The 19,637-nt window shown below is 62.8% G+C and carries 19 protein-coding genes; 5 read left to right on the top strand and 14 right to left on the bottom strand.

The genetic code is table 11. From position 1 onward, the window contains the following. Positions 1–52: 52 nt before the first annotated feature. The 6 genes from mgtE to WBK23_RS02385 all read right to left on the bottom strand — a co-directional run bounded on the left by mgtE (position 53) and on the right by WBK23_RS02385 (position 7,516). The gene (gene mgtE / locus WBK23_RS02410; protein ID WP_424482392.1) at positions 53–1,399 is read right to left on the bottom strand and encodes a magnesium transporter; all 1,347 of its coding nucleotides are present in this window, start codon (positions 1,397–1,399) and stop codon (positions 53–55) included. A gap of 278 nt (positions 1,400–1,677) precedes the next feature. After that, positions 1,678–2,532 (bottom strand): ABC transporter permease, encoded by an 855-nt coding sequence (locus WBK23_RS02405; RefSeq protein ID WP_424482391.1) that lies wholly within the window; start codon positions 2,530–2,532, stop codon positions 1,678–1,680. Positions 2,533–2,542: 10 nt separating this feature from the next. Further along, entirely contained in the window at positions 2,543–3,775 is a 1,233-nt protein-coding gene (locus WBK23_RS02400) for an ABC transporter permease (protein ID WP_424482390.1), read from the bottom strand. Between the two features lie 54 nt (positions 3,776–3,829). Further along, positions 3,830–4,903, bottom strand: coding sequence for an ABC transporter substrate-binding protein (locus tag WBK23_RS02395; protein WP_424482389.1), 1,074 nt, complete (start codon positions 4,901–4,903; stop codon positions 3,830–3,832). A gap of 26 nt (positions 4,904–4,929) precedes the next feature. Continuing rightward, the gene (locus WBK23_RS02390; protein WP_424482388.1) at positions 4,930–6,045 is read right to left on the bottom strand and encodes an ABC transporter ATP-binding protein; all 1,116 of its coding nucleotides are present in this window, start codon (positions 6,043–6,045) and stop codon (positions 4,930–4,932) included. Positions 6,046–6,319: 274 nt separating this feature from the next. Further along, on the bottom strand, positions 6,320–7,516 hold the full coding sequence (locus tag WBK23_RS02385; protein ID WP_424482387.1) for a class I SAM-dependent rRNA methyltransferase: 1,197 nt from the start codon (positions 7,514–7,516) through the stop codon (positions 6,320–6,322). Between the two features lie 185 nt (positions 7,517–7,701). On the opposite strand from WBK23_RS02385, the gene WBK23_RS02380 reads away from it, so the two are divergent. The 4 genes from WBK23_RS02380 (at position 7,702) to WBK23_RS02365 (ending at position 10,486) form a co-directional block, all read left to right on the top strand. Further along, the gene (locus WBK23_RS02380) at positions 7,702–8,514 is read left to right on the top strand and encodes an HDOD domain-containing protein (RefSeq protein ID WP_424482498.1); all 813 of its coding nucleotides are present in this window, start codon (positions 7,702–7,704) and stop codon (positions 8,512–8,514) included. A gap of 84 nt (positions 8,515–8,598) precedes the next feature. Further along, a complete protein-coding gene (mutM, locus tag WBK23_RS02375; RefSeq protein WP_424482386.1) occupies positions 8,599–9,411 on the top strand; it encodes a bifunctional DNA-formamidopyrimidine glycosylase/DNA-(apurinic or apyrimidinic site) lyase in 813 nt (270 codons plus the stop codon). Between the two features lie 81 nt (positions 9,412–9,492). Continuing rightward, positions 9,493–10,071, top strand: coding sequence for a lysophospholipid acyltransferase family protein (locus WBK23_RS02370; RefSeq protein ID WP_424482385.1), 579 nt, complete (start codon positions 9,493–9,495; stop codon positions 10,069–10,071). Between the two features lie 76 nt (positions 10,072–10,147). After that, a complete protein-coding gene (locus tag WBK23_RS02365) occupies positions 10,148–10,486 on the top strand; it encodes a multidrug transporter (protein ID WP_424482384.1) in 339 nt (112 codons plus the stop codon). Between the two features lie 132 nt (positions 10,487–10,618). Here WBK23_RS02365 and ggt read toward each other — a convergent pair whose 3' ends face one another. The 7 genes from ggt to WBK23_RS02330 all read right to left on the bottom strand — a co-directional run bounded on the left by ggt (position 10,619) and on the right by WBK23_RS02330 (position 17,426). Then, positions 10,619–12,325, bottom strand: coding sequence for a gamma-glutamyltransferase (ggt, locus tag WBK23_RS02360; RefSeq protein WP_424482383.1), 1,707 nt, complete (start codon positions 12,323–12,325; stop codon positions 10,619–10,621). Between the two features lie 2 nt (positions 12,326–12,327). Next, positions 12,328–12,579: a YfhL family 4Fe-4S dicluster ferredoxin gene (locus WBK23_RS02355; RefSeq protein WP_424482382.1), complete on the bottom strand. Its 252-nt coding sequence runs from the start codon at positions 12,577–12,579 to the stop codon at positions 12,328–12,330. Positions 12,580–12,696: 117 nt separating this feature from the next. Further along, a complete protein-coding gene (gene coaD / locus WBK23_RS02350) occupies positions 12,697–13,176 on the bottom strand; it encodes a pantetheine-phosphate adenylyltransferase (protein ID WP_424482381.1) in 480 nt (159 codons plus the stop codon). Positions 13,177–13,255: 79 nt separating this feature from the next. After that, positions 13,256–13,636, bottom strand: coding sequence for a phosphopantetheine adenylyltransferase (locus WBK23_RS02345; protein ID WP_424482380.1), 381 nt, complete (start codon positions 13,634–13,636; stop codon positions 13,256–13,258). 22 nt (positions 13,637–13,658) lie between these two features. Next, positions 13,659–15,251 carry a GMC family oxidoreductase N-terminal domain-containing protein gene (locus tag WBK23_RS02340; protein WP_424482379.1) on the bottom strand — a complete coding sequence of 531 codons (1,593 nt, stop codon included), beginning with the start codon at positions 15,249–15,251 and terminating at the stop codon, positions 13,659–13,661. A 126-nt stretch (positions 15,252–15,377) separates the two neighbouring features. After that, positions 15,378–15,923, bottom strand: a complete 546-nt coding sequence (locus WBK23_RS02335; protein WP_424482378.1) for a twin-arginine translocation pathway signal protein — start codon at positions 15,921–15,923, stop codon at positions 15,378–15,380. 60 nt (positions 15,924–15,983) lie between these two features. Next, a complete protein-coding gene (locus WBK23_RS02330) occupies positions 15,984–17,426 on the bottom strand; it encodes a coniferyl aldehyde dehydrogenase (RefSeq protein WP_424482377.1) in 1,443 nt (480 codons plus the stop codon). A gap of 238 nt (positions 17,427–17,664) precedes the next feature. Between WBK23_RS02330 and WBK23_RS02325 the strand changes: the two genes are divergently transcribed. Further along, positions 17,665–18,321: a TetR/AcrR family transcriptional regulator gene (locus tag WBK23_RS02325; protein ID WP_424482376.1), complete on the top strand. Its 657-nt coding sequence runs from the start codon at positions 17,665–17,667 to the stop codon at positions 18,319–18,321. A gap of 2 nt (positions 18,322–18,323) precedes the next feature. On the opposite strand, the gene WBK23_RS02320 is transcribed toward WBK23_RS02325, so the two are convergent. Next, positions 18,324–19,319, bottom strand: a complete 996-nt coding sequence (locus tag WBK23_RS02320) for a hydrolase (protein WP_424482375.1) — start codon at positions 19,317–19,319, stop codon at positions 18,324–18,326. Positions 19,320–19,637: the final 318 nt, after the last annotated feature.

Here is a 19,637-nt window from a genome sequence, read left to right as displayed (position 1 = left end):
CAGGGCATGCCAAGGCAGGCGGCCAGCCGATTGCGGCTCACCGCCTGGGGGCTCAGTTGAGGCTCAGCACCTGGCTGGCGATGGCGAAGTACACCAGTACCCCAGCCGCGTCGGCGATCGAGGTGATCAGCGGAGCGCTGGCGGTGGCCGGGTCGAGGCCCAGGCGGTTGAGTACAAAAGGCAGGCTCATGCCGATCAGGCTGCCGATCAGCACAATCACTACCATGCTGCTGGCGACCACCAGGGCGATCTCCGGGCCGCCGCGCAGCAGGCCGAGCAGCGATACGGCAACCGCCATGGTGATGCCCAGGGCCAGGGCCACCAGGCATTCGCGGCGCAGCAGGCCGAGCCAGTCGCGCAGCACCACCTCGCCGGTGGCCAGGGCGCGGACCATCAGGGTGGCCGATTGCGAGCCGGCGTTGCCGCCGCTGTCGACCAGCAGGGGCAGGAAGAACACCAGGGCGATGTGGGCGGCGATCACGTCTTCGAAGGCGGCGATGCCGGCCCCGGAAAACAGGTTGCCGAACACCAGCAGCACCAGCCAGAACACCCGCTTGCGGTAGAGCAGGCCGATGCTGGCGTCCTTCAGGTTGCCGATCAGGGTGCTGACGCCCGCGCCCTTGTGGAAATCCACGGTGGCCTCTGCGGTGACCACGTCCATGGCGTCGTCGTAGGTGACAATGCCGACCAGTTGTGCGCCGCCGTTGGTGATCGGCAGGGCCAGCAGGTCATAACGCTCGATCAGCTTGGCCACTTGCTCCTGGGGCGTATTGACCTGGGCGCTGATCACCTCGCGCACCATCAGCTGGCTGATCGGGGTGTTGGCCGGGGCCAGGATCAGCTGGCGCAGCGAGACGGTGCCGAGCAGCCGCCGCTGGCTGTCGATGACATAGCACTGGTACAGGGTTTCCGCATCCGGCGCGTCAAGGCGCAGGACGTCGATGGCCTGGCCGGCGAGCAGGTCGGCGCTCAGGCTGGCGTAGGCCGAGGTCATCAGTGCTCCGGCGCAACCCTCGGGGTAGTCGGCCAGTTTGCACAGGTCTTCGCGTTCGGCCTGGGCCAGGGCGGGTAGCAAGGCGGCGCGCAGTTCGCTGTCCATCTGGTTGAACAGGTCGGCGCGCTCGTCGGCGGACATGGCAGCGACCAGCGCCACCAGTTCGCTGCGCTGCAGGTGATGGCAGAGGGCAAGCTGCTGGAGTGTGGCGCAGTAGCCGAAGACCTCGGCGCGGCGCTTGGCGGCTAATGGCTTGAGCACTTGCCAGGCCAGATGAGGCTCCAGCAGGTCGAGGGTGTCGGCCAGGTCGGCCGGCCGCAGGTTGCTTACCGCTGCCTGGGCGTTATCTGGATCATTCTGCTGCAGTGCGACGCGCAGGTTCTGCGCAAGGGTGAAGACATTCATTGTTGCTCTCCTGGGTACGCGCCATGCGCGCCTGGAGAGCCGTGATCAGAACATGCCGATACGGGCCTGCAGACGTGCCGCTGACGGGTACGCCGGTTGCCAAGTTGAAGCCGCTAAGGGGCAATAACTGGGAAGGTCCATTGGGTTCTGATCTCTGATACCGCTTATGCGGCGGCGCGATGGTAGGCAGCGAGGGGTAGCCGGTCAACCGGCTGGAGAGGCTTTGGCGCAGTCGTTCAGGTCAGGTTCAGCTGGCCTGAACGACTCGGGGGTAGGGTTTACTCGATCAGCTCAATCCCACGCATGCGTTCGGCGCGGCGGCGCAGCAGCTCGATGGTCACCAGCAGGGCGATGGACACCAGGATCAGCAGGGTGGCGATGGCCAGGATGCTTGGGTTGATCTGTTCGCGCAGGCCCGAGAACATCTGCCGGGGGATGGTGCGCTGCTGGGGGCCGGCCATAAACAGGATCACCACCACCTCGTCGAACGAGGTGATAAAGGCGAACAGCGCGCCGGAAATCACCCCGGGGCGGATCAGCGGCATGATGATGTCGAAGAACACCCGCAGCGGCGTGGCACCCAGGTTCAGCGCGGCGCGCGCCAGGCTGTAGTCGAAGCCGGTGAGGGTGGCGGTCACGGTGATGATCACGAACGGCGTGCCCAGCGCCGCGTGGGCGATGATCACTCCGAGGTAATTGCCAGCCAGGCCCAGGTCCGAATAGAAGAAGAACATCCCGGCGGCGGTGATGATCAGCGGCACGATCATCGGCGACAGCAGCAGCGCGGTAATCAGCCGGCGCATCGGCATATCGTCGCGGGCCAAACCGACCGCCGCGCAAGTACCGAGCACGGTGGCGATCAGGGTGGCGAAGATGCCGATCAGAAAGCTGTTCTGAATCGCCAGGATCCATTTTGCGTCGCCGAAAATCGCCTTGTACCAGCGCAGCGAATAGGCCTCGGGCTGCAGGGTGAGCATGCCCTCGGTAAAGCTGAAGAACGGCTCGACGTTGAACGACAGCGGCACGATGACCAGGATCGGCATGATCAGAAACAACAGCACCAGCCAGGAGCTGGTCTTCAATAACCAGGCCCCGAGGTGGTGCCAGAAACCGTAGTAGGCGGGAATCTTCATCGTCTGTTCCTTAGCCCAGTTTGATATTGCTGGCACCGACGAAGCGGTCGTACAGCCAGTACAGCAGCAGGATCAGGCCGAGCAGCAGGGAGCCCAGCGCGGCGGCCAGTTCCCAGTTGTTCGAGCGCTGCATATGGAAGGCGATGATGTTGCTGATCATCTGCCCGTCCGTGCCGCCGACCAGCGCCGGGGTGATGTAGTAGCCGACCGAGATGATAAACACCAGCAGCGCGCCGGCGCTCAGGCCTGGCAGGGTCATCGGAAAGTAGATGCGCACGAACGCCGGAATCGGCCGAGCGCCCAGCGACAGCGCGGCGCGCAGGTAGCTGGGGTCGATGCCGCGCATCACGCTGTACAGCGGCAGGATCATAAAGGGCAGGAGGATATGGGTCATCGCCACCACGGTGGCGAACGAGGTGTAGAGCATCTCGATGGGCTGGCCGATTACGCCGATGCCGAGCAGGAAGGAGTTGATCACGCCGTTGGTCTGCAGCAGCGCGATCCAGGCCGTGGTGCGCACCAGCAGCGAGGTCCAGAACGGCAGTAGCACCAGTACCAGCAGCAGGTTGGCGCGATTCTCCGGCAGGCCGGCCAGGTAGTAGGCCAGCGGGTAGCCGAGCAGGGCGCAGAACAGGGTGATCACCAGCGCCATGTTCAGGGTCTTGCTGTACAGCTGCAGGTAAATCTGCGTGTCTTCGCGCGCCTGGATGCCTTGCTCGGGGTGCAGTTCCAGATCGAGCGCGGTCAGGTAGTAGTCATAGGTGTAGGGCTTGCCTGCGCGCTGGATGGCGTACCAGAGTTCCGGCTTGCTCCAGTTACGGTGTGACTTGAGCAGGGTTTCGGCCCCCTGCTGCTCGAGTTGTTCGGCCTGTAGCCGGCTGACCTTGCGCGCGCTGGCTTTGACCACGCTGGACATGCCGGTATAGGCGCGATTGAGTTCCTCGGCCAACTTGCCGGACTGGCGCTCTTCGGCCAGTGCATGCAGCTCGCGGGCGAATACGCTCAGGGTTTTCTCATCAGGTATTGCTTTGCCGTCCCAGCGTTGCAGCTCGCTCAGGGTCAGCGGAATCAGGGCGGCCACCGTCGGGTGATGAACACTGCGCCAGAGCATGCTGGCGATGGGCGCGACGAAGGTCAGCAGAATAAAGATCAGCAGCGGCAGCACAAACAGGAAGGCAGTCAGGCGTTTCTTGCGGCGGGCGCTGGCGGCTTGGTTGGCTTCGGTGCTGGTAAGAGAGGACAAGGCGTTACTCCGAAAATGCTGACCCCTCTCCCGCAGGAGAGGGGCTATTGCGGGTTACTTCAACAGCCACTCGTTGAATTTCTCACCGAGGGATTCGCCGTAGTCAGCCCAGAAATCTGAGCCGGCCTGGATGCCTTTATCCAGGTGGGCGGTCGGCAGGTGCGGTGCGGCGCTCTGGTCGGCCAGCGGCATCGACGATTTGCGGGTCGGACCGTAGGCTACGTCCGGCATGCCGGCCAGCGGGGTGGAGCCGGTGGCATAGGCGATAAACTTCAACGCCAGATCCTTTTTCTTCGAGCCTTTGACGATGGCCCAGGCGTCGAGGTCGTAGACGTGACCGTCCCAGACGATGACGAAGGGTTTTTTCTCCTGGCGAATGGCGTCGTAGAAGCGCCCGTTAGCCGATTGCACCAGCACGGCGCCACCATCGTTGAGCAGTTGTGGGGCCTGCGACCAGGAGTCAAACCAGACGATGTCATCCTTGATGGTGGCCAGTTTGTCGAAGGCGCGTTGCTGGCCTTCTGGTGTGGCCAGCACTTCGTAGACGTCTGCCGGCGCTACACCGTCGGCCAGCAGGGCCCATTCCATGTTCACTTGTGGGCGTTTACGCAGGGCGCGCTTGCCGGGGATTTTCTTGGTGTCGAAGAAGTCGGTGATGCTCGCGGCCTTGGTGCCGCCGATGGTTTTCTCGTTGTAGGCGAACACCACCGACCAGACGATATTGCCCACCGCGCACTCACTGGCCAAGGCTTCGGGGATAAAGTCTTTAGCGGCCGGAACGCCGTCGATGCCTGGCGGCAGGATATCGCGCGGGATGCTTTCGAGCAGGCCTTCGGAGCAGGCGCGCTCAAGGTCGATGACCTCGAAGTCGACCACGTCCCACTGGACATTGCCGGATTCAACCTGGGCTTTGATCTCGGCCACGCCGCCGGTGTAGTCCTCGAACAGGACCTTGTTGCCGGTGTCCTTCTGGAAGGGATCGATCACGTGTTTCTGTTGGGCTGCGCCATAGGCACCCCCCCATGACACGACGGTCAGGCTGTCCTCGGCGCTGGCGGCGAAACTCGCCGTACCCAGCGCGGCGGCTAAAGCGAAGGTGGAAAAGCGGGTGGTCAGTGTTCTAGCCATTGCTGTGCTCCATTGCTTCTTATAGGTCAGGGGGTTGTGACGATGGGGCGATCCAGGGCCTGGCTGTCTTGCGGCAGCCAGGCCAGGGCGACTTCTTCCTTGGCACTGAGTTGCGGGGCGCTGCTGTCATTCATGTTCTTTACCACCAGTTCGGTGCCATCGGCGGTCTCGAAGTGGTAGCGGATGTATTCGCCGACGTAGTGGCGGGTGACGAAGCGCGCCATCACCTGGTTGCCGGACGTGCCGAGGCGGTCGGTGAAGCTGAGCTTTTCCGGACGGATCGACACGGTGGTGGGCAGGCCGACCTGGGTGCAGTTGGCTTTCAGCGAACTGACCAGGCCGCCATCCTCCAAGCGCACCTGCACGCTGTCCGCGCCGACGCTTTCGATCACGCCCTTGAGCTTGTTGCTCTCGCCGATAAAGTCGGCGACGAACAGGTTGGCCGGGCGCTCGTAGAGCACATGGGGCGGCGCGCATTGTTGGACGATGCCGTTGTTGAACACGGCGATGCGGTCACTCATGGTCAGGGCTTCGGTCTGGTCGTGGGTCACGTAGATCACGGTGAAGCCGAGCTGTTCGTGCAGGCGCTTGATCTCGAACTGCATCTGCTCGCGCAGCTTCTTGTCGAGGGCACCGAGGGGTTCGTCCATCAGCACGATGTCGGGGGCGAAGATCAGCGCGCGAGCCAGGGCCACGCGCTGGCGCTGACCGCCGGAGAGTTGCCCGGGGAAACGGTTGCCGAAATCCAGCAGTTCGACCAGCGACAGGTACTCGTCGACCTTGGCGCTGATCACCTCTTTGGATTGCTTGCGGATCTTCAGCGGGTAGGCCAGGTTTTCGCGCAGGGTCATGTGCGGGAACAGCGCGTATTGCTGGAACACCATGCCGATATTGCGCTGGTAGGGCGCGATGCTGGTGACCGAGCGGCCGTTGATCAGGATCTCGCCGCTGGTCACGTCCTCGAACCCGGCGAGCATCATCAGGCAGGTGGTCTTGCCGGAGCCGGAAGGGCCGAGCAGGGTGATGAATTCGCCCTTGGCCACATCCAGGTTGAAATCCTTGACCACCAGATTCTTGTGGTCGTAGGTCTTCTTGACGTTGGTGAATTGCAGGAACGGTTTGTCCCCAGCCAGGTCAGCCATACCCCTCCCCAATTGTGCTCTGAGCAGACAGCGGCTTGTGGCCGTTATCTGAATACTTGAATCCGCGCACCCGCTTCTATGCCGTAACGGGTACTTGTTTGAATGATCAAGTTACGCAAGCACTGTGCCAGGCAGCTGCGGCACATCGCGAGCGCTGCGGTGCTGGGGTCTAAGCCTAGCCCAGGCGCGGGGTTGCGCCAGGCGGGTGTGGGGAGTGGTAACAACGGTGGGGGAAGGAAGCACCTGCCGCTACGCTCGCGGCAAGTGCACGTGCTCAACTGTTGGGCAGCAGGCGCACGGTCAGGCTCTTGATATAACGAGTCTCGGCGATGGCTGGATGCACCGGATGATCCGGGCCCTGGGCACCGCGTTCGAGCAGCTGGATATTGCGGTCCAGATGGCGCGCGCTAGTCAGCAGGATGTTCTGCAGGTTGTCTTCTTCCAAGTGCATGGAGCAGCTGGCGCTGATCAGGATGCCGTCCTTGTTGAGCAGGCGCATGGCTTGCTCGTTGAGGCGGCGGTAAGCGCCTTCGCCGTTTTTCTGGTCTTTTTTGCGTTTGATAAAGGCAGGCGGGTCGGCGACGATCACGTCGAAGCGCTCTTCCGAGGCTTTAAGCTGCTTGAGTGCCTCAAACACGTCGCCTTCGACACAGGCGACCTGATCGGTCAGGCCGTTCAGCGCGGCGTTGCGCTCAACCCCATCGAGGGCGAAGCCGGAGGCGTCGACGCACATCACATCACTGGCACCGAACGCCGCAGCCTGCACGCCCCAGCCGCCGATATAGCTGAACAGGTCGAGCACACGCTTGCCTTTGACGTAGGGTGCCAGGCGCGCGCGGTTCATGCGGTGGTCGTAGAACCAGCCGGTCTTCTGTCCTTCGATCACCGGCGCTTCGAACTTCACGCCGTTCTCTTCCAGAGCGACCCACTCCGGCACCACGCCGAACGGGGTTTCCACATAACGCGCCAGGCCTTCGGCGTCGCGGGCGGCGGAGTCGTTCTTGAGCAGGATGCCGCTGGGTTTGCACACCTGGATCAACGCGGCGAGCACGTCGTCCTTATGGCGCTCCATGGTGGCGGAAGCCAGCTGCACCACCAGAATGTCGAAGAAACGGTCGACCACCAGACCCGGCAGTAGATCGGAATCGCCGTACACCAGGCGGTAGCAAGGCTTGTCGAACAGGCGCTCACGCAGCGACAGGGCGACGTTGATGCGGTGCACCAGCAGGGACTTGTCCAGCACGTGTTTGACGTCACGTGACAGCAGGCGCGCGCAGATCAGGTTGTTCGGGCTCATCGCGACGACGCCCAGCGGCTTACCGCCGGTCGCCTCGAGAATGGCCTGGTCGCCGGCGGCGAAACCGCTGAGCGGGGTGGCGGCGACGTCGATTTCGTTGCTGTAGACCCACAGATGGCCGGCGCGCAGGCGTCGATCGGCGTTGGCTTTCAGGCGCAGGCTGGGCAGGGACATGCTGGGGACTCCGAAAAAAGAGCGGAATTATAGCGGGTTCAGTAGCGTCGCGGCGGTTACAAAAGTCGCCTGTGGAAGTGCTGGGGGTTTAGCTAGACTGTGGTTCACGTCTCATTCCGGTTGTTCCCGTCATGTCCCAAGAGCTCTCCGCCGAATATATCCAGCAAGTGCTGCAGGGCATCAGCGTGCCGCCGCAGCCGCAGATCATGGTGGATTTGCAGATGGAACAGGTGATGCCCAACCCGGATCTGCGCGCCATCGCCAAGTTGATCGGTCAGGACCCAGGCCTGTCCGGGGCGCTGCTCAAGGTGGTGAATTCGCCATTTTTCGGCCTGACCAACCGCATCGCCTCGATCCAGCAGGCGGTCAACCTGCTGGGCTGCAACACGGTGATCAACCTGATCAATGCGCAGTCGATCCGCGGCGAGCTGACCGATGAGGCCATCGTCACCCTCAACCGCTTCTGGGACACCGCCCAGGATGTGGCCATGACCTGCCTGACCCTGGCCAAGCGCATCGGCTACCACTCGCCGGATGAGGCCTACACCCTCGGCCTGTTCCACAACTGTGGCATCCCGCTGATGATCAAGCGCTTCAGCAACTATATGGCCGTGCTCGAGGAGGCCTACGCCAGTGCCACCGGCGAGCGCCGGGTGGTGGATACCGAGAACCGTCTGCTCAATACCAACCATGCGGTGGTCGGCTACTTCACCGCCAAGTCGTGGAACCTGCCGTTGCATCTGTGTGAGGCGATTGCCAGCCACCACAACGCCCTGGCGATTTTCACCGAGGATTCCAGCCGTGATGCGCAGCTGAAAACCCTGCTGGCGATTCTGAAAATGGCCGAGCACATCTGCGAAAGCCATCTGGTGCTGGGTAACCAGGCCGAAGACCATGAATGGCAGAGCATCGAGCAGCTGGTGCTGGAGTATGTCGGCCTGTCGGCATATGACTTCGAAAACCTGCGCGAGAGCATTCGCGATCTGGGCGCGAGTTAATAGCCCGCTAGCCTGCCTCGTCCCTCCTGGGGCATTCCTGCTAAGGTAGGCCCCCCGCTTGGATTGCTCAGCTGATCACTCGCTATGCCAGAACTTCCTGAAGTAGAAACCACTCGCCGCGGCATCGCGCCGTTCCTCGAAGGCCAGCGCGTCAGCCGCGTGATTGTGCGCGAACGCCGCTTGCGTTGGCCGATCCCCGAAGACCTGGATATTCAACTGTCCGGGCAGCGTATCGAATGCGTCGAGCGGCGCGCCAAGTACCTGCTGATCAAGGCCGAAACCGGCAGCTTGATCAGCCATCTGGGCATGTCCGGCAGCTTGCGCCTGGTCGAGGCGGGTCTGCCGGCGGCCAAGCATGAGCATGTGGATATCGAGCTGGAGTCCGGTCTGGCCCTGCGTTACACCGACCCACGGCGTTTCGGAGCGCTGCTCTGGAGCAGCGATCCGTGGAGTCATGTGCTGCTGAGCAAGCTGGGGCCGGAGCCCTTGACCGAGCTGTTCGACGGCGATCGGCTGTTTCAGCAGTCCCGTGGCCGGGTGATGGCGGTCAAGCCGTTTATCATGGACAACGCCGTGGTGGTCGGGGTCGGCAATATCTACGCGACCGAGGCGCTGTTCGCCGCCGGTATCGACCCACGCCGCGAGGCCGGTTCGTTGTCGCGGGCGCGCTATCTGAAGCTTGCGGATGAGATCAAACGCATCCTCGCCCACGCCATCGAACGCGGCGGCACCACCCTGCGTGACTTTGTCGGCGGCGACGGCCAGCCGGGCTATTTCCAGCAGGAGCTGTTCGTCTACGGGCGTGGCGGCGAGTTCTGCAAACACTGCGGCAGCACCCTGCGCGAGGTCAAGCTGGGCCAGCGTGCCAGCGTCTATTGTCCGCGCTGCCAACGTTAAGCGTTTTTCGCCGGGCTAGATTGCCCTTCAGGCGCCGATGTCTGAACTGACGACACAACAATAAGAACGGCCGAGGTATTGATGTCCGGTAACTATTTGCCCCGCAACCCTCTAGCCGAGTGGGTTGGCCGTGTGGCACTGAAACTGATGGGCTGGCGCATCGAAGGCCAGCTGCCGAAGCTCGACAAGTTTGTCGTGATTGGCGCGCACCACACCTCCAACTGGGACTTCGTGATCTTTATCGCCGTGAAGTTCGTCCTGCGCCTGAACGCCCGCTGGTTTGGCAAGCACACGATATTCAATTGGCCGTTTGGTGGGCTGATGCGCCAATGGGGCGGCATCCCCATTTTCCGCGAACGCCAGGGCAATACGGTGGAGCAGGCGCTGCAGGCGTTCGCCGAGCACCCGCAATTTATGCTGATCCTCTCGCCGGAAGGCACGCGCAAGAAGGTCGAGCGCTGGAAAATGGGCTTCTATCACATAGCCCTCGGTGCAGGCGTGCCGATCGTGCTGGGCGCGTTGGACTATCAGAACAAACGGGTATTTATCGGCCCGACCTTTATGCCGACGGGGGATGAAACAGCTGATCTCGGGGAAATACTCGAGTTCTTCCGACCATTTATTCCGAAAAAACCTGAATACGCCTTTTATGGCGATTGACGGCCGTCACGCTGACAATTCGCAGAGCGCTGTTATAGTTAGCGTTACCGCCTCCTAATAGCTGAAGGATCGCCCCATGAAACTGTTCCGCTCAACCGCTGCTGCTCTGGCGCTGACCACTGGCTTGCTGGCATTGCCGGCCCATGCTGACGTAGCGCAGCAGAACGGCAGTGGCGATCCGATGTACACCGTTGAAGCACCCAAGGGATACTCAATGATTGGTGATTTGGTTTTTGCGCGGCCATTTCTGATTGCTGCCACGGTGATTGGTGCAGGGGTGTTTGTGGTGACTCTGCCGTTCTCCGCAGCAAGCGGCAGTATCGCTGAGGCTGGCCATGCCCTAGTCGTTGAGCCTGGGAAAGAAGCCTTTGTGCGGTGTCTGGGTTGCACCACCAGCGGTTATCAGAAGAACTGATATTTGCGCCATATCTGGCTCGCCGCAATCTTCTGCAGGGATGGCGGCCTTCGCTAGCCAGAACGTGTTCGGCAGCTGATTAGTTACAGGACATATTGTTCTGCCGCTTAACCAGATCAAGCTGTCACAGCCTCAGCGCGGTATAGGCGCGGTCACCACGGCCGTACCGATGCCGCGTGGATCGCTTGCCGCTTCGACCTTCCCAGCCTGTTTGTTCCAGAGCAGTACCTGCTGATTGCCATACTGCCTGCCTGTTGATTTCAGCTGATGGCCGAGAGCTTGCAACTCGGCAATCTCGGCGGCGCTGAAGGTGTCGGGCTCGTGCTCAATCAGGTCGGGGCGGAGCTGGTGGTGATAACGGCTGACACTGGGCCAGCGCTCGATCGGCTGCTGGTCGAGGTACTCCAGCATCGCCAGCAGCACCATGCTGGGAATGCGGCTGCCGCCAGGTGTGCCGAAGCTGGCGAAATCCTCTGCGCTTTCAATAAAACTCGGACTCATGCTCGACAGCGGTCGTTTGCCGGCGGCAATGGCGTTGGCCTGGCTGCCGCTGAGGCCATAAGTATTGGCACCCGCTGGGTCGGCGGCAAAGTCATCCATCTCATCGTTAAGCAGCACGCCGGTGCCGGGCACGGTAAAGGCCGCGCCGAATGGCAGGTTGACCGAAAGGGTCGCCGCGACGGCATTGCCTTCGCCATCCAGTACCGAGAAGTGGGTGGTGTGGTCGCCTTCCTGCCAGCTGTCCGCCGGCGGCAGGCTGTCGCTGGGCGTGGCCTGTTTTGGATTGATGCTGCTGGCCAGCTGCTGCAGGTAAGCGGGGGCGAGCAGTTTGGCGATGGGGTTGCTGACGAAATCCGGGTCGCCCAGCAGGCCGCGGTCACGGTAGGCGCGGCGTAGCGTCTCGACCACCAGGTGGCTGCGCTGCACCGGTGCGGCTTGCCGCCACGGCAGTTGTTGCAGGATCAGCAGGCTCTGAGCCAACGCTACGCCGCCGGCTGAAGGAGGCGGTGCGCTGATCAGCTTGCGGCCGTCGCTGAGGTCGACCAGCAGGGGTTGGCGCTCGATCAGGCGATAGTCGGCCAGGTCCTTGAGCGACCAGATACCGCCAGCGGCGCGCACTCCTTTGACCAGTTGTGCGGCAATCGGTCCGGCATAAAAGCCCTGATGGCCTTCGCTGGCCAGGCGTTCGAGCGTGCGCGCTAGTTCGGGCTGGCGCAGCAGGGCGAATTCCTCGGGAATCTCGCCCTCAGTGAGAAATATTCGCGCCGTTTCCGGGTCGTCACGCAGGGCGCTCAGCCGCCAGCCGGCGCGCTCGCGGTATACCCGGTCAATGCTCACGCCGCTGCGCGCCAGGCGGATCGCCGGGGCCAGCGAGTCACGCAGCGGCAGGCGACCGTAGCGTTCGGCAAGTGCCACCAGCGCCGCCGGAAGGCCAGGAATGGCGGCGGCCAGCGCGCCGTTCAGGGACAGTTGCGGCTGTACTTTGCCGTCGATTTTGTAGAGACCGGTATGCGCCGCCAGGGGCGCACGCTCACGGGCATCGAGAAAGCGGTAAGTCGGTTGCTCTCCGGCTTCGCGCAGCAGGAAGAAACCGCCGCCGCCCAAGCCCGATCCATACGGCTCGACCACTGCCAGCGCGGCGCTGATGGCCACGGCGGCATCGAAGGCATTGCCGCCCAGTGCCAGGGTTTCCTGGCCGGCGACAGTGGCGGCGGGGTGGGCTGTGGCGACGGCAATCCGGTCCAGTTGTGCGGCTGCTTGTAGCTCAAGGGCACAGAGCAGCGCAAGCGCACCGGCCAGGGCACGCCAGGGTGAGAGGCCGCGGATCAGGCGGCGCACTCTTAAGCTTTGCCTGTGATGATCAGGTACTTCTTCATCAACTCATCCTTGCTCTCGACATGGGTCTCGTCGAGCGGGATGCAATCTACCGGGCAGACCTGCTGGCACTGCGGCTCGTCGTAGTGGCCGACGCACTCGGTGCACAGGTTGGGGTCGATCACATAGATCTCCTCGCCCTGGGAAATCGCGGCGTTGGGGCACTCGGGCTCGCAGACGTCGCAGTTGATGCAGTCGTCGGTGATGATCAGGGACATGAAATAACCACTCCTGCTGCAACGCGGAGTTGCAGCCTTGTAAAGCGCATAGAGGCGATGCTGCAAATTGTGCCGCATCAAGGCCGCGCATGCACGCGGCTTGCCTCGTTGGGTGGCTTAGCGCTTGAAACGTTCGGTCAGCGCGGCGGCCACGGCCGGGTGCACGAAGTTGGAGATATCGCCACCCAGGGCGGCGATTTCGCGCACCAGGGTCGAGGAAATAAAGGAGTATTTTTCCGACGGAGTGAGGAACAGGCTTTCCACGTCCGGTGCCAGTTGGCGGTTCATGTTGGCCAACTGGAACTCGTACTCGAAGTCGGAGACCGCCCGCAAGCCGCGCAGGAAGACATTCGCGCCCTGTTCCTGGGCGAAGTGCGCCAGTAGCGTGGAAAAGCCCACGACCTCGACATTCGGCAGGTGCTGGGTGACTTCCCGGGCCAGCTCCACGCGTTGTTCCAGGCTGAACAGCGGATTCTTCTTCGGGCTGGCGGCGACCGCAATGATCACGCTGTCGAACAGCCGTGCGGCGCGCTCGACCAGGTCGCCGTGCCCCTTGGTGATGGGGTCGAAGGTGCCTGGGTATAACACTCGATTCATCGTGACGTCCTGGCGGGTCCGTTGGGGAGTCGGATGGTAGCGCAGCAAGGCGACGTCGGCCAAGTCAGCGCGGTTGGCTTCAGGCCTTGCGGGGCAGGGCAACCAGCAGCGTGGCAATCAGCAGGCAGGCCAGCGCCAGCCAGTCTGCGATCACCACCCGGCGCAGCGCCTCGTTATAAGCTGGGCTGCTCCAGGCCAGCAGAAGAAAGCTCAGCACGCTGATCAGGCCGCCGATCAGGGCGATTGGCTGCAGTGCTGGGCGAAACGCGGCGTAGACCAAAAAAGCACCGAGCAAGCCGAACAGCACGGCGCGGCTGCGCATCAGCAGGAGCAGATTGGGCTCCTGGAAGGTCAGGCCATAGAGCTGCGCCAGCCGTTCCGCGCCGAGCACACCGCTGAGCGGCAGCAGGTGAATGATGCCGGCGATGATCAGCAGCACGGCAATGGCTTTCTGCAGCATGACCAGGTTCCTCCAGGATGATTTACCCGCGCAGGCGCTCGGCCAGTTTGCTCGCCAGTTGCGCGGTGAGGCTGTAGACCGACAGCTGCGGGTTGGCACCGATGCTGGTGGGGAACAGCGAGCCGTCGTGAATCGACAGGTTTTCCAGCTGGTGATGACGGCCGAGGCTGTCGGTCACGGCCAGCTGCGGGTCTTCGCCCATGGCGCAGCCGCCCATCACATGGGCGCTGCCCAGGCGGGTGCGGTACAGCTCCAGGCTGAGGCTGTCGATCAGGCTCTTGGCTTCGCCCAGGGTCTTCACGTAGCCGGCGTCGGCATGTAGCGGCAGCACGGCCTTGGCCCCGGCGGCGAACTGGATCTCCGCCATTGTGTGGAAGGCCCGGCGCACGCCGTCCCAGGTGTAGTCGGTCATCTGGTAGTCGAGCACCGGGCTGCCATCGCCGCGCAGTTCCACCGTGCCTTCGGCACTCTCTGGGTGGAAGCCGTCGCGCAGCAGCGCCAGCATCACGTTGGTATTGGGCAGTTGCTCCATGCGCATGGCGTTGTCGATGCCGAAGCGGCCGAGCAGGGTGGCGGTCAGCGCCGGTTGCAGCGGCGGTACTTCCAGTTTGTAGGAGAGGCGGCCAGCTGCGCCGTCATTCCACTGGAAATGGTCGGAATAGATCGACTGCGGCGCGCCATAGAAGGGGTTGATCACCTGGTCGAACAGCGCCGCGGAGAAGTTCACCAGATGCAAAAAGGTGCGCTTGCCGGTGCGTGCGTGCGGGTCCGGGGCGTTCGAGCGCAGCAGCAGGCCGGGAGTGTTGATGCCGCCGCCCGCCAGCACATAGTGCTTGGCCTTGACCGTGATCTTGCGGCCGGTAGGGGCCACGCAGCGTTCGTCCATGCCCAGGCATTCGATGCCGCTGACCTTGTCGCCGTCCAGCAGCAGGCGTTCGGCCCGCGCCAGGTAGAGCAGCTCGCCGCCTTTATCCAGGGTCGCCGGGATGGTGGTGACCAGCATCGACTGCTTGGCGTTGGTCGGGCAGCCCATGCCGCAGTAACCCAGGTTCCAGCAGCCGCGCACGTTGCGGGGGATCACGTGCCACTGGTAACCGAGCTTCTCGCAACCGTCGCGGATCACCTGGTTGTTGGCGTTTGGCGGCACGGCCCAGGGCGCGACACCCAGGCGCTGCTCCATCTGCTCGAACCAGGGGGCCATTTCCTCGGGGCTGTGGCCTGTGACGCCGTGTTCCTTGGCCCAGTGTTCGAGGGTTGGCGCGGGGGTGCGAAAGCTTGAGGTCCAGTTGATCAGCGTGGTACCGCCAACCGCACGGCCCTGCATGATGGTGATCGCGCCATCCTTGCTCATACGGCCGATGCCTTCCTGATAGAGGCTGGCGTAGGCCTGGTCCTCCAGCATCTTGAAATCGCTGCTGGTCTTCAGCGGGCCTTCTTCGATCAGCAGCACCTTGAAACCAGCGGCGCTGAGAATTTCCGCGGTGGTACCACCACCCGCACCGCTGCCGACGATGGCGACATCGGCTTCGAGGGTCAGATCGCTGTCCAGGCGCAAACCGTTGTAGGTTTTCCAGCCACGGGCCAGGCCTTCTTTGAAGCTATCGGGTACAGGCATTGCGGATTCTCTTGTTGTTCTGGCCGGCGTGGCGGCTGTGCGATGGGTAGCGCTGCGCTTAACCCATCCTACGGTTTCTTATTCCTGCGGCATGTGTGTCTAGCCTGGCCGACGCGCAGCCAACCGTCAGACAGTCGGCGGGCCGGGGTAGCCGCAGTGTCCCCAGGACTCGGCGCGGCTGTACCAGCTCATCATTACCAGCTGCAGCAGCGAGGCGTGGCCCATTTTCAGCAGGCCGATCGAGCTGTTCTGCCAGCGTTCGAGGAACGCCTGCACATCGGTGCTTGAGGCGTTTTCCCAGCTGCCCCAGACGCCGGTCAGTGGGCCGCGGGTGATCGGCATGGCCAGCACGTCGAACAGCTGCACGGTCAGCTTGAGCAGTTCCGGCGAAACGTGATTAAGGCTGTAGTCGAGGCTGGCGAGGGTGCCGGCCACCGCTTGCGGCATCTTCTCGGTGGGGACTGCGCCGGCCAGCATCACCGGGATCAGGGCCTGCAAAAAGGCCAGGTCGGACTCGCGGATCACCGCAAAGCCGGCTTTCGGCGTACTCGCCGAACAGCCGCTGAGGCTGGCAGTCAGCCCGGCGGTGGCGAGAAAGGCCGAGCCCATCAGACCGACCTTGAGCAGGCCGCGCCGTGATAGGCCGGGTGCTGCGAGAGTGCTGTCGTGCATTATTGTTATCACCCATACAGGCTTCGCAGGAGCGGACATGGCCCGCTCCTGCAGGAAGGGTTAGCGGACGAAGAGCTTGTAAACCAGCTTCTGGATCGACTTGCCGTAAGGCGGGTAGATCAGTTTGGCGGCGTTCAGGCGCTGTTTGATAAACACGCCCTTGGCCTTGCTGAAGGTCAGGAAGCCTTCGTGGCCATGGTAGTGACCCATGCCAGATGGGCCGACACCACCGAATGGCATGTCGTCCTGGGCCACGTGCAGCAGGGTGTCGTTGAGGCACACGCCGCCGGAGTGGGTTTCGTGCAGCACGCGCTGTTGCTCGCGCTTGTCGTAGCCGAAGTAGTACAGCGCCAGCGGGCGATCGCGGCGGTTGATAAAGGCGAAGGCGTCTTCCAGCTTGTCGTAGGGGATGATCGGCAGCAGCGGGCCGAAGATCTCGTCCTGCATGACTTTCATCTCATCCGTCACATTCAGCAGCAGCGCGTGCGGCATGCGCCGGCCTTGGGCTTCGGGGTACAGCGGAATAATGGTCGCGCCCTTGCTCTGCGCATCGGTCAGGTAGCTGCCCAGACGCTGCTGCTGGCGCTCGTTGATGATCGCGGTGTAGTCCGGGTTGTCCGCAAGCGTCGGGTAGAAGCTCTGCACGACAGTGCGGTAGGCCTCGACAAAGCCTTCCACGCGGTCTTTCGGCACCAGCACGTAATCCGGTGCAACGCAGGTCTGGCCAGCGTTCATGGTCTTGCCGAAGGCGATGCGTTCGGCGGCGTCACTCAGTGGCACGTCGGCGGAAACGATGGCCGGCGACTTGCCGCCCAGCTCCAGCGTAACCGGGGTGAGGTTCTCTGCGGCAGCGCGCATCACGTGTTTGCCGATGCTGGTGGCACCGGTGAACAGCAGGTGGTCGAACGGCAGCTTGGAGAAGGCCATGCCGACTTCCGCTTCGCCCAGCACCACGGTCACCAAGTCCTCGGGGAACACCTTGGCCAGCAGGTCCTTGACAAGCTGCGAGGTGGCCGGGGTCGACTCGCTCATCTTGATCATCACCCGGTTGCCGGCGGCCAGCGCGCCGACCAGTGGGCCGATGGCGAGGAACAGCGGGTAGTTCCACGGCACAATGACCCCGACCACGCCTAGCGGCTGGTAGATCACCTTGGCCGAGGCCGGCATAAATTGCATGCCGACGCTGCGCCGCGAAGGCTTCATCCATTTCTTGATGCGTTTGCTGGCGTAATGGATGCCATGCAGGCTGGGCATCAGCTCGGCGAGCAGGGTTTCGTCGGCGCTGCGGTTGCTGAAGTCCTGGGAAATCGCCTGGATCAGCGGTTCTTGGGAGTCGGTGAGCAGCTGGGTGAGCACTTTCAGCCACTGGATGCGCTGTTCCGCCGAGGGCATGGGGTTGGCCATAAAGGCCTGGCGCTGGCGGGCAAAGCTGCTTTCCAGCTGGCTGATCTGCTGCTGGCTGTGTTGCAGGCTTTGTTCCAGATAGGTGACGTCGGCGACCATGATGCGATTCCTCGGCATTCCAGTGGTGCAGTCCCGTCAATCGGCGTGGGCAGGGCTGCAGAAAAGGTGTGCTGGATTTTTAGAGCAATTGCTCTAATCTGTCAAATAGCATCGCTTGTCTGGCCGACCAACGTAGCCCAACGAAAAGTTAGCGCATGTTTCTGCAGTGATTTCCGGTAACACCCAAGTCCTGTCTGGCGGTACCTTTGCCGGGCTTTTTCAGTTGAGATCCATTGCCATGGCAGCCCCGAAAACCCGCGACCGCATCATTCAGGAGAGCCTGGCGCTGTTTAACGCCCAGGGCGAGCGCAGCGTTACCACCAACCATATCGCCGCGCACCTGGGGATTTCACCGGGCAATCTGTATTACCACTTCCGCAACAAGCAGGCGATCATCGCCGAGCTGTTCGCCCAGTATGAAGGCCAGGTGGATGCCTTTCTGCGTCGCCCCGAAGGCCGCGCGCTGACCGTGCAGGACAAGACCTTCTATCTGGAGGCGCTACTGGCGGCGATGTGGCACTACCGGTTCCTGCACCGCGACCTAGAACACCTGCTCGACAGCGATGCCGAACTGGCCGAACGTTATCGGTTGTTTGCCCAGCGCTGTCTGGTGCAGGCACAGAATATCTATCAGGGCTTTGTCGATGCCGGCATCCTGCTGATGGACGCCGCGCAGATCGAGGCGCTGACCCTCAACAGCTGGATCATCATGACCTCCTGGGTGCGCTTCCTCTGCACCACCCGTGGCAACCCCGGCGACCTCAGCCAAGAGATGCTGCGCCGTGGCATCTATCAGGTGCTGGCGCTGGAAGGCGGCTACACCGCCCCGCAGGCGCGCGAAGCGCTGGAGGCGTTGTACGCCAAGCTGCATGTGCCGCTGGATCAGGTGATCTGACCCTACAGTGATTTTGCTGCCTGCTCGGCCAGCCACTGTGGGATGCGCCGCTCCAGGTAGTAACCCGGTTTGCCCAATGAGCCTTCGACAAAGCCGACATGGCCGCCGTGGGCGTGCAGCTCGAATTCGATGTTGGGTGACAGCTCGCTGGTTTCGGGCAGGCTGTGGGCAAACACGAAGGGGTCGTCGGCGGCCTGGATAATCAGCGCCGGTGTCACGATCCGGCCGAGGAAGTAGCGGCTGGACGCACGTCGGTAGTAGTCATCGGCATCGGCATAGCCGTGCAGCGGTGCGGTGATGCGGCCGTCGAAGTCCCAGAAGGTGCGCATCCCGTCCAGAGGGCCGAGTTTCTCCAGGGTCGACAGGCGTTCGGCCTGGCCCTGGTGGGCGAACAGGCGCTGCTTGTCCTTCACGTAGGCCACCATCTCGCGCATAAAGTGGCGCTGGTAAACCCTGGAAAAGCCCAGGCCGATGCGGTCGGCGCACTGGTCCAGGCGAAACGGCACCGACACCGCCGCAGCGCCCTGCAACTGGCTGTCCGCGCCACTTTCCCCAAGGTATTTGAGCAGCACATTGCCGCCCAGCGAGTAACCCACCGCATACAGCGGTGCCATTGGCCGTTGCGCGCGCAGGTGGCGCACGGTTTCCGCCAAATCCTCACTGGCCCCAGAGTGGTAGCCGCGCGCCAGCAGATTGGGCTCGCCGGAACAGCCGCGCCAGTTCAGCGCCACGCTGGCCCAGCCCTGCGCCGCCAGCTTTTGCTGCAAACCCAGTACATACAGCGAGTCGGACGAGCCGGTGAGGCCGTGCAGCACCAGCACCAGCGGCGCATCGGCCTGATGCGGGCCGTGCCAGTCGAGGTCGAGAAAGTCGCCGTCTTCCAGCCACAGCCGCTCGCGTGTGCGCTCAAGTTTCGCCGGTTGGCGACACACCGGGTTCCACAGGGTTTGCAGATGCGGGCCGGGTAGCCACCAGGCGGGTTTGAAGGTCGATGTCATGGAGCGCCTTGATACGAGCGTGGAGCAATAGGCTAGAGGCCCGTGTGATAAAGCAGAAGCACCATCTGTTGGGCGAATAGTGCCACTCCATACCGCTGCCATTCGGGGCTCGGATCAGCGGTTCTTGCGCCTAAGTATCTTGAAGACTGCATAGCTTAGGGCGATGAGGCCAATAAGACGTTGCTCCACTAAACCGATGTGTACCCCTCCGGACTCCCGATAGCTGACCCGGCTCGCCAGACCGAAGCCTATCTCTTTATTGGTAAGCATTAGCCCCAATGCCAGAGACGCTAACAGTAGGTAGGGCAAGTTGTTGTA

The organism is Pseudomonas sp., from assembly GCF_049653025.1.
GTDB lineage: Bacteria > Pseudomonadota > Gammaproteobacteria > Pseudomonadales > Pseudomonadaceae > Aquipseudomonas.
Note: the sequence above shows the minus strand (reverse complement) of the source record. Positions and strands in the feature narration are given on the sequence as shown.

Excerpts from the sequence above, each read along its gene's own strand:
- mgtE (WP_424482392.1), bottom strand. The coding sequence starts at position 1,399 with ATGAATGTCTTCACCCTTGCGCAGAACCTGCGCGTCGCACTGCAGCAG.
- WBK23_RS02405 (WP_424482391.1), bottom strand. The coding sequence starts at position 2,532 with ATGAAGATTCCCGCCTACTACGGTTTCTGGCACCACCTCGGGGCCTGG.
- WBK23_RS02395 (WP_424482389.1), bottom strand. The coding sequence starts at position 4,903 with ATGGCTAGAACACTGACCACCCGCTTTTCCACCTTCGCTTTAGCCGCC.
- WBK23_RS02390 (WP_424482388.1), bottom strand. The coding sequence starts at position 6,045 with ATGGCTGACCTGGCTGGGGACAAACCGTTCCTGCAATTCACCAACGTC.
- WBK23_RS02385 (WP_424482387.1), bottom strand. The coding sequence starts at position 7,516 with ATGTCCCTGCCCAGCCTGCGCCTGAAAGCCAACGCCGATCGACGCCTG.
- mutM (WP_424482386.1), top strand. The coding sequence starts at position 8,599 with ATGCCAGAACTTCCTGAAGTAGAAACCACTCGCCGCGGCATCGCGCCG.
- WBK23_RS02370 (WP_424482385.1), top strand. The coding sequence starts at position 9,493 with ATGTCCGGTAACTATTTGCCCCGCAACCCTCTAGCCGAGTGGGTTGGC.
- WBK23_RS02365 (WP_424482384.1), top strand. The coding sequence starts at position 10,148 with ATGAAACTGTTCCGCTCAACCGCTGCTGCTCTGGCGCTGACCACTGGC.
- WBK23_RS02355 (WP_424482382.1), bottom strand. The coding sequence starts at position 12,579 with ATGTCCCTGATCATCACCGACGACTGCATCAACTGCGACGTCTGCGAG.
- coaD (WP_424482381.1), bottom strand. The coding sequence starts at position 13,176 with ATGAATCGAGTGTTATACCCAGGCACCTTCGACCCCATCACCAAGGGG.
- WBK23_RS02345 (WP_424482380.1), bottom strand. The coding sequence starts at position 13,636 with ATGCTGCAGAAAGCCATTGCCGTGCTGCTGATCATCGCCGGCATCATT.
- WBK23_RS02340 (WP_424482379.1), bottom strand. The coding sequence starts at position 15,251 with ATGCCTGTACCCGATAGCTTCAAAGAAGGCCTGGCCCGTGGCTGGAAA.
- WBK23_RS02335 (WP_424482378.1), bottom strand. The coding sequence starts at position 15,923 with ATGCACGACAGCACTCTCGCAGCACCCGGCCTATCACGGCGCGGCCTG.
- WBK23_RS02330 (WP_424482377.1), bottom strand. The coding sequence starts at position 17,426 with ATGGTCGCCGACGTCACCTATCTGGAACAAAGCCTGCAACACAGCCAG.
- WBK23_RS02325 (WP_424482376.1), top strand. The coding sequence starts at position 17,665 with ATGGCAGCCCCGAAAACCCGCGACCGCATCATTCAGGAGAGCCTGGCG.
- WBK23_RS02320 (WP_424482375.1), bottom strand. The coding sequence starts at position 19,319 with ATGACATCGACCTTCAAACCCGCCTGGTGGCTACCCGGCCCGCATCTG.